Below are 12,339 nucleotides of genomic sequence, written 5' to 3'. Positions count from 1 at the left end.
CGTTTTCATCGCCAATTGATTTTTGACAAAACACGGCGACCAAGAAATTCTTGAATTAACAAGTAAAACGGAACAGTTGAGATCATGAGTGGCAAATAAATTAACGCGAGCTGCCACTGCCAGAGATTGACAAGTGAAAAAATTGAGCTGAAGACGAAGAAGACAAGAAACAGGGCAATGCTGAGACCACCCAGTAGGCCAACCTTGAGTCGGTTGAAAGGTCGGGCAACGACGAGCAGAACATTCAATGAAATAGTGCCAATCAACATGGCTACCATTGATGAAGTAGACTCAAAACTCAAGTGGAAGAAAGACTCCATCCATGTCAGCAGTAATGTGTAGATGACGACACTAATGGCAGCAGGTGCGGCAATGGTCATGACCTTCTGCATGAATTGACCAGTCACGCGTTCGAAGTTTGGTTCCAAAGTCAGGAAGAAGGAAGGAATGGCAACCCCGATAGCAGAAACCGGTGTGAGGTTAATCGGTACAATCGGATAATCAAGTGGCAAGAAGACAAAAATGGTGGCTAGGATGACTGAATACATCGTTTTGACCAAATACATGGATGCCACGCGTTCAATGTTGTTGATGACTCGGCGGCCTTCGTTTAGAACGCCGGTCATGGCATCGAAGTTTGAATCTAACAAAACGAAATCCGCAATAGAGCTGGCAGCATCGGCACCAGATGCCATGGCGATACTGCAGTCGCTTTGGCGCAATGCCAAGACGTCATTCACACCGTCACCAGTCATGGCGACGGTGTGCCCCAAAGCTTGATAGGCCATGATTAAAGATTTCTTCTGTTCAGGTGTGACCCGGCCAAAAACGTTATAGCGTTTCACAAGTGTTTGATAATCTTTGGCGGTTGCGTTGTCTGCAATGGTGCTCATGTCCACACTTTGATCAGCTCCTTCAAGGCGAGCTTGCTTGGCAATGTTGGCGACCGTGATCGGATCATCACCTGAGATGACTTTTAAAGCCACCCCTTGCGTTTTGAAGAAGTCGAACGTATTAATGGCAGTTGGCCGCAATTCATCGGTGATCAAAATCAGACCGAGCAGTTGGGGATTAACTAACGGATGCACTAATTTGGTTGCTGTGCCAATGGCTAAAACCCGGTAGCCCTTAGCAGCTGCATCCTTAATTTGATTTGCAATCGGTGCTGGTAATTGATCGCCGAATGTGAACTGCGGGGCGCCCATAAACAATACTTGACCATCAACAACGGCACCCGACCACTTACGCGCAGAGGAGAAGGGCATTGTCTGCGTGACTTGCTGATTGGTATCGTTTTGGAAGGCGGCTTTGATGGCCATTGCTGTTTCGTTGTCGTCATTTAGAGCATAAACAATAGCGGCGGCGGCTTTGGTGACTGTCGCTTCAGTTTGCCCAATCATCGGCAATGTTTCGGCGACTTTAAGTTTGCCACTCGTGATAGTACCGGTTTTGTCAAGACAGATAGTATCAACTCGTGCGAGTGCTTCAATGGCCGGCAAGGCGCGAACGAGAACTCGTTTAACGGCAAGATTGCGGGCGGATACGGCTAATGCCACATTTGTTAGCAAAACCAGACCTTCAGGAATCATGCCGATCATGGCGGCACTGGTTGTTAAAATAGCCCGATTATAGTTGCCTCGGCGGATCATCGAGACGGTGAAAAGAATTGCGCCAATCGGGATAAGTACATAAGTTAACACGCGAATGATGCGGTTGATCGTTGCCAACAGTTGACTTTTGCTACCTTTTTCGGCTTTGGCTGCCAAAGCAAGCTTTGCCGCAAAAGTTGCGGCGCCAACCGCGGTGACTTGCATGGTTGCCTGACCGGAAACGATAAATGCACCAGAAAGCAGCTTGTCGCCCACTTTTTTAGTGATGGGTCGCGACTCACCAGTTAAGGGACTCTCGTCACTTTCGAGACCATTCGTTGCGACAACCACACCATCGACAGGAATCTGATCACCGCGTTTCAGGTGCACCATGTCATCCATAACCAATTGTTCAAGCTCGATTTTTTGTGTTTTACCATCACGAATGACGGTGGCTCGAGCAGCTGCCAAAATTGACATTTTATCAATCTGGTGCTTCGCCTGAATTTCTTGAATGGTCCCGATCGCCGTGTTGATGATCGCGACACCGAGAAAGAGTAAGTTCTTATAACTGCCTGTTGTCACAATCAAAGCACCTAAAACCACGTTCACCAAGTTAAATAAGGTGAACGTATTTACTTTGATAATTTGGCTAATTGATCGCGTTAATGGTTTTAACGGCAAGTTATGTTGACCCGCGGCAAACCGTTCTTCAACTTGCTTTGTTGATAATCCCTGATCCGGCAAAATGTTCTGCTCAGCCATCGCATGCCCTCCAATGCTTTTCATTCATTTTACCAATCAATCCCGGTAGATGACGAATAAGCGACCTGTTTTTATTAAACTTTGAAGAGTCTTATAAGATTCCGAAGTGGCTTAATGTTGTTCATCAACCACGAAACTCGCATAATGGAAGACAAATGACAAGAAAGAAGCGGTTGTATGCCAAAACTTAATCCAGACGGGACGCAATTCATCACGTTATTGAGTGGGTACCATTTGTGGACACAGACGCAGGGAAAAGGTGATATCCATCTCATGACCTTGCATGGTGGCCCAGGCGGCACCAATGAAGTCTTTGAAAATTTTGCTGAGCGGCTAGCGCCTTATGGTGTGCGCGTGACCCGTTATGATCAGTTGGGGTCATTTTACTCCGACCAGCCGGATTTCTCCGATCCGGCAAATCGTCAGCAGTTTCTGAACACTGATTACTATCTGAGCGAAGTGGAGCAGGTTCGACAGCAGCTTGGGATTGACCACTTTTATCTGCTTGGTCAATCGTGGGGCGGTGTGCTGGCAATTGAATATGCATTGAAATATCCAGAGCATCTTAACGGAGTCATTCTGAGTTCGATGATTGACAATCTTGACGAATATATTGTGAACATCAATCGGATTCGGGAAACTATGTTTTCAAAAGAAGATGTCGCTTACATGCAGCAAATTGAACAGCAGCATGCGTTCGATGATGCAAAATATCAGGCGCTTGTAAGTGAGCTAGGCGAACACTACTTGCATCATGCAAAAGATCCCCAGCCGCGTCACTTAATCAGTACGCTGGCCACGCCAGTTTACAATTATTTTCAAGGCGACAATGAATTTGTGATGGTGGGTGCGCTTAAAGATTGGGATCGGCGTGCAGATATCCACCGTATCGCCGTACCCACCTACCTGACGTTTGGCGGTCATGAAACGATGCCGCTGGCAGCCGCGGAACGCATGGCGAAGACAATCCCAGACGCTACCTTACATGTCACGCCGAATGCTGGTCATGGACAAATGCTGGATAACCCCACTGACTATTTCAGTCATTTAGGTGATTGGCTGGTCAAAACCGACACGAAGACGGCTTTTCATTCTAAATAACGTTATAATAAGAATGGTAAGGTAAGTTTTTCAAAATATGGAGGTGCTTGCATGTCTGAATATGATGAATTAAAAACAAGCTTGTTCGAACCTGTACGAGCGTTTGATCGGGCATTGGAACAACAGCCGGATTTAATCATTCCATTGGCAGTTGTTCACTTGATTCCAATTGCTCTGACACTTGGTGGCGGGATTGGTATCATTCGGGGTCACCAGAAACTGCGTGCCGAAAAAGAGCGCACGAAGCAGTTGAGCTTGAAGCTGGAAATGCATAAACATCATCATGGTCGGCGTAATTGGCGGCTGGCGCCAGAACATCGCGGCGAGCAGGATGTTTTTGCTCCAGAATATTTGGAGAAACCGGCTGGTAAAAATCGTCACGCCCATCGTCGGCATTAGGTTGATTTGATACATGAATAGATCAAAAGCCTGAGCAATTATCTATTGCTCAGGCTTTTTTGCTTAAGTATGCGCAGCTTTACGTGTTCATTTTTCACCTGTGAACATGTTTATCGCCGTGTCCAGAGCCGTATTTAAAAAATTTTTTTGCCCATTTTTTTACATATTACTAACCACAAAAACTGCCGCGCACTTTTATGCGCCGTCATTGAAACGGGCGACAAGATGCGGGACAATGGGTGCACGATAATTTAGGAGATGATGTTGATGCCAGTTATGTTGATGCGTACTGCTACCCGAGAAGATATTCCCGCGATGATGAAGATTATTGCTTCTGCTCGGCAATTTTTGGGCGAACAAGGTATTTCACAATGGCAAGGAACCTATCCCGATCAGGCTGCGGTTGAACAAGATGTAGCGACAGGCATCGGGCGAGTTTTGGTCGTTGATGGGCAGGTTGCCGGCATAGCCGCTTTGGTGGAAGGGCCTGATCCGCATTATCTCAAAATTGATGGTGCTGGTTGGTTGGCCGATGTGCCCTATTTGGCAGTTCATCGATTTGCGCTTGATGGCAGCATTCGTGGTCATCAATTAAGTAAAGTTTTCTTTAGTAATATTATGACTGAAGCCTATCGACGCGGTGTCTATGACCTGCGCGTGGATACGCATGCCCAAAATGTGATCATGCAGCATGCCATCACCGGAATGGGCTTCGAATATCGCGGCATTGTTTACATGGATGAACCGGTTCCTGAACGCAATGCTTATGAGGTTCGTTTGGCACACTAACAGAAAGACACGAAATGGAGGAGATCGACATGCAGGACATTGGCAACTTGGCACTGATCTTAGTCACAACGCTGGTTTTAGCGCATTTAAGCCGATTGTTGAATATGCCCGCTGTCATTGGGGAATTATTGGCTGGTATTTTGATTGGACCGGCGTTATTGGGCTGGTTGGCACCAAGTCACACGATTTCATTATTTGCGGAGATTGGTGTCATTATTTTGATGTTTCTTGCTGGCTTGGAAAGTGACCTTGATTTATTAAAAAAATACTTCAAACCAGGCATGTTGGTCGCCATGATCGGCGTCATTGTACCGGTGGCTGTTGTGTTCGTTTTTGGACGCAGTTGGGGCTTCAACATGACAAGCAGTCTATTCTTAGGCATTACCTTTGCCGCTACTTCTGTTTCGATCTCTGTTGAGGTTTTAAAAGAGCTACATGCCCTAGAAGGCCGAAATGGTGCGACCATTCTCGGTGCGGCGGTGGTTGATGATATTCTCACTGTCCTCATTTTAAGTTTCACGGTAGCAGTCCTTGGTGAGCAAAAGACCGCGAGTTTGCCTTTCTGGGTGCAAATCATTGAACAGTTGCTCTACTTTGCCGGCATTTATTTGGTTGTCAGGTGGGCTGCGCCATACTTAATGGGTTTGGCCGAAAAAATGTTTCCGTCGTCGGCTGTGACCATTATGTCTCTGCTCATTTGCCTCGGTATGGCCTATCTGGCTGATCTTGTAGGAATGTCCGCCGTTATCGGCGCTTTCTTCGCTGGCGTGGCAGTAGGCCAGACACGTCATCGCCATGAAGTGGATGGTAGTTTGAGTGCGATTGGGTATGCCGTGTTTATTCCGGTGTTCTTTGTCAGCGTCGGCTTGAATATGCGGTTTGATACCTTTGGCCGCGATCTAGGGTTTATTGCGATTTTGACCTTATTAGCCTTAGTCACAAAATGGGTCGGCTGTGGGGTTGGTGATCGTTTGGCCGGTGCGAGTTGGCTACAGAGTAATGTCGTGGGTGCCGGCATGGTTTCCCGTGGCGAGATGGCATTGATTGTCGCCCAAATTGGGTTCGAGGCCAAACTCATGGACGCTGAATATTACTCGGCGGTTATTGTTGTGATTGTCCTGACGACATTGATTGCTCCAATTATCTTGAAAGATGCGCTACGGCGTGAACAGGAACCTGTATAATAAAGATGCGCGTCTATTTAACGCGACATAAAGCCGAGCGTGCGTGCGAGTTCTTAAAAATGTGTTGACTGGGCAATCATTGCGGGACTGGCGGCCGCGTTTATGAGGGGGATTCAAATGGCTAATTTGTTTTTTGACTTTGATGGCACCGTTGCTGATTCGGAAGTCGGTATCGTTGCAGGATTAAAATATATGGTTCAGGATCGCGGATTGCGGCCGCTGGACAATTCGGCCTACACGCAATTTATCGGACCAGCGCTGATTGATATGCTTCCCAAGGTTTGGCCAGAACTTGATGACATTGAAGTTAAGCGAGCCATTGATGCTTTCCATCATTATTACGAAGAGGAAGGCCTTTATCAGGTTGAATTGTATCCTAATTTTCTGGACACGATGGCAAAGCTCAAGCAACAAGACAACCAACTTTACATTGCCTCTGCTAAGCCAGAAACAATGCTGCATCGCCTTGTAAAGCACTTTTCGTTGGACCAATATTTTGCTGGTGCGTACGGTGCAAGTGACGATGAGGAAACCCGGGTCACGAAAACCGATATTTTGACCTATGCGCTAAAAGACAGTCAAGTTGCGCTCGATCAAAGTGTCATGATTGGTGATCGGGCCAATGATATGATTGGTGGCAAGGCCAATCATGTTCAATTGCTGGGTGTGACGTACGGCTTTGGTTCTGCTAAAGAACTAAAAGAAGCCGGTGCCAAAGTCTTAGTTGATCAACCTGCAGATATTCCTGCAGGACTGGCCAAGCTAGCAAAGATCAACGCAAAATAGTGCCCTAATCAAGCTTGATTAAGGAACCAGACAAAAAAGACGTGCCTGTAAATGGCACGTCTTTTTTGTCTGGCACGAGATACCGAATTATTGATCGTCCTCAGAAGTTTGTTGGGGATGAATCAGTTTCTCACCAATTTCATTGAGCAAGTCAACAAACTGTTTGGCTTTGTCCTCGCCAAGTGCAGTAACCCACTGATCGAAGCGATCAGTAGCAGTTTTAGTGATCTCCGCCTCAACTTGTTTTCCAAGCGGCGTTAATCGTAAAGTGTTACGCCGACGGTCAGCTGCAAACTTGGTCTGGGTCACGTAATTGAGATTGCGCAGTACGCGCAGTTGGCGGGCCACGGCCGGTTTCGTGACGCCTCGTTTGGCGACAATGGCAGTCAGGCTAATATCGGGATCATGGGCAATATCAGATAGAATCCGAAATTGTTCAAAACTAAGATGGTATTTTGCCATCGGTGCCGAGATTAGCTCATTAATACTTTTGAATGTTGAAAAATAGGCATCCACATATGCCTGTAGCAAAGATTCATCAGTCATCTTTCTTCCTCCAAAGTTTATCTTAACAAATCATACCGCAACTGTAACTTGAAATTATTAAAAGTTGCGGTACACTTTTTAGTTATGTAAAGGGCTTTAACTACTTATGGAGGCTATTAGTGTGCGAAAACATAAAAAAGCTTGGCTGATTGGGCTGTTATCAATCTTCGGTGTTCTGCTTATGGGATTAGTTGGCGCCAGTCTGTATTTCTACCAATATGCATTTGTGCCATCAAAAAAATCTTTTTTGAGTGGTGGCGAAAGTCGAATTGTCAAGGACGGTAAGGCGTGGCTTAAAACCGTTCATAAGGAAACGTGGACCGAAAAGGCGGCTGGTGCCGATTTGAAACTGGTTGCCGACTATGTGCCAGCGGCGAAACCAACGAACAAGACGGTGGTGGTCGCTCACGGGTACATGAACACCAAAGAATTCATGGCGCCGCAAATCAAAATGTTTCATGATGCAGGGTTTAATGTTTTGGCCCCAGATGATCGCGGCCATGGACAATCGCAAGGAAACTACATCGGGTACGGCTGGCCAGATCGGCTGGATTATTTGAAGTGGATCAATCAAATCATCAAGAAACAGGGCCAGCAAAGTCAAATCGCGTTGTATGGCGTCTCCATGGGCGGCGCAACAGTGATGTATCTGAGTGGCGAAAAATTGCCATCTCAAGTCAAAAGCATTGTCGAAGATTGTGGCTATACCAGTATTATTGATGAACTGACTTATCAAGCCAAAGCAATGTTCAATCTGCCTAAATGGCCGCTGATTCCGTCAGTGGCACTGACAGCCACGATCAAAGCCGGTTATAACGTATTTGATGCCAGTGCCATCACCGCGTTGCACAAAAATACCCGCCCCATTTTGTTTATTCACGGCAGCAAGGATAAGTTTGTACCAACCAGCATGGTGTATCAAAACTACCGAGCAGCCACAAAATCCAAGAAGGCCTTGTGGGTCGTTAAAGGGGCAGGGCACGCGAAGAGTTTTCCTGATCATCAGCAAGCCTACAGCAAGCGAGTTGTCGGCTGGTTTAACGCAAACTGGTGAAGCGCAGCGTTACTGGGCGGCATTGGTGGCAGCAACCCGCTTTAAAATCGCGTAGATTTTCTCAGCATCACTTGGGGTCCCGCGTAATTCGTAATCGGCCAAGAAGGGCGCATCGAATTCTTTGGCATAGCGTTTAGCCGTGAGACAGTATTGTTCGTTAAAGTTACGATTGCCGGAACCAATGATGCCAATGCATTGATCAGCGTTTTCGCCTTCTGCCAGATAGTCACCCATGGCAGTGGTCATCAACTCCTTGACGCCGTTATCAATACCATTACCGCCGTCAAGATAAGTTGGCACCATGACAAAAAATGGTTTGGTTTCACCGTCACTTTGTGTGGCATCAGAAATTTCTTTCAGCACAATTGTTGGATTAGCAGCATTCTGATCATGTTGCGTTTGTGCATAGACTGCCAAGCGATGGGCAAAAGCCCGAGTATTGCCAGAAATAGAAATAAATAAAACGTGGATAGGTTCAGTCATTGTGATGGCCTCTTTTCATGATTGTGAGCATGGCACAAGCCTTTGCAGTCGCTTGCTTTTTGCCGATATGCCAAACGAAGAACAGCTAAAAAGAGTCGCGGTACAGCAGCCAAGTGCTTGCACCACGGCTCTTTTTTGCGGCGTTAGAATTCTTGATAAACTGCCGGATCTTGATCCTTGAGCCGACCATCCGGTTTTGTCAGACTGTCAATGGCGGCCATTTCTTCGTTCGTTAGTGTAAAGTCAAACACATCGAGATTGGTGCGTTGACGGGCAAGGTGTGCGGACTTTGGAATCGGTAAGATCTGATGTTGCAGATCCCAGCGTAAGACAACCTGACCGACATTTTTACCGTGTGCCGCAGCAATTTTTTTGATGCTTGGTTCCTGTAAAACCGCGCCGCGACCCAATGGACTCCAAGCAACTGTTTGGATATTGTGCGCCGCGTCATACTCACGTTGCGCTTGTTGGTTGAAGTAAGGATGCAACTCAATTTGATTAACAGCTGGCGTCACGTCGGTTTCTTTAATTAGCCGATCAATATGCTCAGGTAAAAAGTTTGAAACGCCGATTGAGCGAACCAATCCAAACCGTTGTGCCTGAATCAAGGCTTGCCAAGCTTCCACGTAAAGATCCTCTTTAGGATTTGGCCAGTGAATTAAATAGAGATCGTAATAATCCAAACCAGCACGATAAAGACTTTCTTCGATGGTATCGATGGCTTCTTGATAACGATGATGACGACCTGGCAGTTTTGAAGCAATCGTTAATTGACTGCGCGGAATGCCGCTTTGGCGAACGGCCTCACCAACGGCACCTTCATTTTCGTAGTTAAAAGCGGCATCCAACATGCGATAGCCGACATTGACGGCTCCCACCATTGCTCGAACGCCATTAGCACCATTAAGTTTGTAGGTGCCAAAACCGATTGCTGGTAAGACGTTGCCGTCGTTTAAGGTGTAATTCATTCTTGTGAACCTCCTTTAAGATGTGCTCATAGTCAAACAGGACACAGATGACTAGCTGATGGGATTGAATAAGTGCTCGGACCAATCAGTTAAGAAACCAAATTCATCAGTGCAACAGTTCCTATACGTCGCTGCGTCCGCTTTTTTAAGCTGCACAACACTATATATAGTGTAGTCCAAACCTAGTCATGCATACAAGCATCGACAAACCTTCGTGTATAATAAAGCCAAAAGATAGCGCGCAAACCAGTCTAGTTTCTGTGCTGGTAGGAGTTTTACGCGTTTACAAAGAGGGGATTATCACGAAAACACAGCAATGGCGAGCCGTTTCACGAAGCTGGTTTGCACTATTCACGATGATTTTTTGGGTATTATTATTTGTCGAAGCTTTTAGTACAGGGATGATGCTCACAATTGGCTCACCAGTGCGGACCGAGGCGGTTATCGTCAAGAGTAAAGGCCTAGATCAATTGACGCAAACGTTGAATCAGCAGTTGTTAACAACTGCAGCGAAAAGTGGGGCATCACTGGATAAAAGAACAGTGCTCGTCACTACAGATGATACCCAGAGACTGGCTAAGAATATGGTGGCGGCCAGTTCACTACATCAGCCACATGTTTCGTTGACGACCATTGAAGAGAGTGTCACAAGTCGCTTACAAACGGCAGCGACTGTGCAGCATCAAAATTTTGATCAAAAAAAAGTACTCGCCAGCTTGAAAACAACGCTTGAGCGCGAAATTAATTTACACGTGATGGCACAAGGCTGGGGATTAGTTTATCCATTGCTGGTTTTGATGACGCAAACAGCTGTGATTGTCGCGGCGATCCTGATGGCCTTTGTTTTGCTCATTATGATCAAAACCGCTCATTCATGGCGGCGTTTCTTAGCAGTAACTGGTCGTTCGACCTATGTCATGGGATATGTTGGCGGATTCATGGCCATGTTTGTCACCGCGAATCCTTTCTTAGGTGCTGTCGTATCACGCATTGCGATTAATCAACAACTGACACGTGATCTGATTCTGGCTTACTCGCCATTATGGCAGCGCGTCGCAGGATGGACGATTATCATCGGTTTGCTTGTTGCGGGTGTGAGCCACTTTTTCCCGCGCGCTCAGGCTGAGGACGATGACTTATTAACGGCTGAAAGGAGTGCTTTATGAAACTAAAACGCTGGGTTGTTATCGTATTTGCGGCGGTTGTGGTTATCGCTGGAGCGGGTTGGTACTGGTATCAGGAACAACCCACCGATACACCGACGACAGAGAAAACGACGATTGGTCAAACCGCAACGCTATACTTGCATGGCTATTCAGGGGGTGCTGGCTCGACTAATACCTTGATTCGACATGCTGAGCAGTCTGGCGCAACTAAGGTGCTCACGGCCACTGTCGCTAAAAATGGTAAAGTTAGCTGGCAAGGAAATGCACGGCATGTCAGCAAGCCGATAGTTCAGGTGATTTTTCAGGATAATGTCAATCCGGATTACGCCAAGCTAGCGGGTTGGTTGACGACCATTAATCGCGAACTTTATCAACGTTACGGCGTTCGCCAGGTCAACTTTGTGGCCCATTCGATGGGCAATATGGCAGTGATGTTCTATGCAACTCAAAACTCAGATCACCCTAAATTGCCAAAAATGCGGGCTTACGTGGCGATTGCTGGCCATTTTGACGGTATTATCGGCATGGGCGATGAGCCTCATCGTATTAAACTTGCTCCAAACGGTTATCCGACGCCGCCGGATGAGAATTATGCCACGTTAGCCAGAATGCGCGATCGTTTTCCAAAAAATGTGAAGGTTTTGAACATTTATGGTGATGTGGATGATGGTTCAGACTCAGACGGTCGTGTCGCAAACAATTCATCGCGCTCATTGCAGTACCTAGTTGAAGGGCGCGCCGCCAGTTATCAAGAAAAAGAATTTGTTGGCAAAAAAGCGCAGCATAGTGCGCTTCATGAAAATCCACAGGTGGCTAAGGCGGTTGATAATTTTATTTGGTGAGGGTATGCGCTAGTTTTTGTTAGGGTCGTACGGCGTGACAACGACTTTGCCACTAAGATAGTTGGCCATGTAAACGTCGCCAGTTTCATAGCCTTGCTCCTGTAGCTGTGCTTTCAGCCAGTCTTCATCATGATCAATGGCATCAAGTGCGGCGGGATCAATCTGGCCATCTAGAATCAACGGGTATTTGATGGTTTCATCGCCTTTGAGGATGACATTAAGCTGACCATTTTGTTCTAGATAGGCTTGCCGAACGTCGCGAAGATCGTTTACGCCAGCAGTACGTAATTTGTAAGCCAAATCATTTGCCGAAAGACCGACTTGAGTCGCCGTCTCTACACGAATTTTGCCATGCTGCACGACCAATAAAGGCTCGCCGTCAATCAGACGCTTGATCCAACGGTTATGGTTAGTTAAGTATTTCGAACTGAAAACAATGAGTGTCCAAATCAGCAGTACGTTTACAAATTGGAGCAAGCCGATATCAGTATTGTAAATCACCCCGCCGATAATACCGCCAAGGACGTAATTCTGCATTTGATCAACAATCGTTGCTGGGGCAAGGTTACCTTTGCCGGTGAGCTTGATTTGGGCAACGAACACAATGAAGCCTAGTAAGAGTTTCATTGCCGTGATGAAATATGGATCTCTAAAAAGTTGCATGACA

The 12,339-nt window shown here is 46.6% G+C and carries 13 protein-coding genes; 8 read left to right on the top strand and 5 right to left on the bottom strand.

All coding sequences use genetic code 11. The features are described 5' to 3' along the window. Positions 1-5: 5 nt before the first annotated feature. Positions 6-2,354 (bottom strand): cation-translocating P-type ATPase, encoded by a 2,349-nt coding sequence (locus tag ACWPAB_RS09255; protein ID WP_003569274.1) that lies wholly within the window; start codon positions 2,352-2,354, stop codon positions 6-8. A gap of 177 nt (positions 2,355-2,531) precedes the next feature. Between ACWPAB_RS09255 and ACWPAB_RS09250 the strand changes: the two genes are divergently transcribed. The 5 genes from ACWPAB_RS09250 (at position 2,532) to ACWPAB_RS09230 (ending at position 6,613) form a co-directional block, all read left to right on the top strand. Continuing rightward, a complete protein-coding gene (locus ACWPAB_RS09250; protein ID WP_003590190.1) occupies positions 2,532-3,455 on the top strand; it encodes a proline iminopeptidase-family hydrolase in 924 nt (307 codons plus the stop codon). A 51-nt stretch (positions 3,456-3,506) separates the two neighbouring features. After that, the gene (locus ACWPAB_RS09245; RefSeq protein WP_016381761.1) at positions 3,507-3,854 is read left to right on the top strand and encodes a hypothetical protein; all 348 of its coding nucleotides are present in this window, start codon (positions 3,507-3,509) and stop codon (positions 3,852-3,854) included. 267 nt (positions 3,855-4,121) lie between these two features. After that, positions 4,122-4,643 (top strand): GNAT family N-acetyltransferase, encoded by a 522-nt coding sequence (locus tag ACWPAB_RS09240; RefSeq protein ID WP_003569278.1) that lies wholly within the window; start codon positions 4,122-4,124, stop codon positions 4,641-4,643. Positions 4,644-4,672: 29 nt separating this feature from the next. Further along, positions 4,673-5,827 (top strand): cation:proton antiporter, encoded by a 1,155-nt coding sequence (locus tag ACWPAB_RS09235; protein ID WP_003574098.1) that lies wholly within the window; start codon positions 4,673-4,675, stop codon positions 5,825-5,827. A gap of 117 nt (positions 5,828-5,944) precedes the next feature. Then, on the top strand, positions 5,945-6,613 hold the full coding sequence (locus tag ACWPAB_RS09230; RefSeq protein WP_003563923.1) for an HAD family hydrolase: 669 nt from the start codon (positions 5,945-5,947) through the stop codon (positions 6,611-6,613). 87 nt (positions 6,614-6,700) lie between these two features. Here ACWPAB_RS09230 and ACWPAB_RS09225 read toward each other — a convergent pair whose 3' ends face one another. Next, positions 6,701-7,159, bottom strand: coding sequence for a MarR family winged helix-turn-helix transcriptional regulator (locus ACWPAB_RS09225; RefSeq protein ID WP_003563925.1), 459 nt, complete (start codon positions 7,157-7,159; stop codon positions 6,701-6,703). Between the two features lie 121 nt (positions 7,160-7,280). Here ACWPAB_RS09225 and ACWPAB_RS09220 point away from each other — a divergent pair, with 121 nt between their 5' ends. Further along, the gene (locus ACWPAB_RS09220) at positions 7,281-8,213 is read left to right on the top strand and encodes an alpha/beta hydrolase (protein WP_003563927.1); all 933 of its coding nucleotides are present in this window, start codon (positions 7,281-7,283) and stop codon (positions 8,211-8,213) included. A 9-nt stretch (positions 8,214-8,222) separates the two neighbouring features. Here the strand turns inward: ACWPAB_RS09220 and nrdI are convergent, their stop codons facing one another. Together nrdI and ACWPAB_RS09210 are read right to left on the bottom strand one after the other, a co-directional pair. After that, positions 8,223-8,696, bottom strand: a complete 474-nt coding sequence (gene nrdI, locus ACWPAB_RS09215) for a class Ib ribonucleoside-diphosphate reductase assembly flavoprotein NrdI (RefSeq protein ID WP_003569288.1) — start codon at positions 8,694-8,696, stop codon at positions 8,223-8,225. Positions 8,697-8,839: 143 nt separating this feature from the next. Beyond that, positions 8,840-9,664 (bottom strand): aldo/keto reductase, encoded by an 825-nt coding sequence (locus ACWPAB_RS09210; protein WP_003569291.1) that lies wholly within the window; start codon positions 9,662-9,664, stop codon positions 8,840-8,842. Positions 9,665-9,924: 260 nt separating this feature from the next. Between ACWPAB_RS09210 and ACWPAB_RS09205 the strand changes: the two genes are divergently transcribed. Further along, positions 9,925-10,830: a hypothetical protein gene (locus ACWPAB_RS09205; protein ID WP_003569293.1), complete on the top strand. Its 906-nt coding sequence runs from the start codon at positions 9,925-9,927 to the stop codon at positions 10,828-10,830. Next, on the top strand, positions 10,827-11,672 hold the full coding sequence (locus ACWPAB_RS09200) for an alpha/beta hydrolase (protein ID WP_003569294.1): 846 nt from the start codon (positions 10,827-10,829) through the stop codon (positions 11,670-11,672). Before ACWPAB_RS09205 ends, ACWPAB_RS09200 begins: the two co-directional genes overlap by 4 nt. Before the next feature lie 9 nt (positions 11,673-11,681). Here the strand turns inward: ACWPAB_RS09200 and ACWPAB_RS09195 are convergent, their stop codons facing one another. Then, on the bottom strand, positions 11,682-12,335 hold the full coding sequence (locus ACWPAB_RS09195; RefSeq protein ID WP_003563937.1) for a DUF421 domain-containing protein: 654 nt from the start codon (positions 12,333-12,335) through the stop codon (positions 11,682-11,684). Positions 12,336-12,339 lie beyond the last annotated feature (4 nt).

Source organism: Lacticaseibacillus sp. 30 (assembly GCF_053819265.1).
Note: the sequence above shows the minus strand (reverse complement) of the source record. Positions and strands in the feature narration are given on the sequence as shown.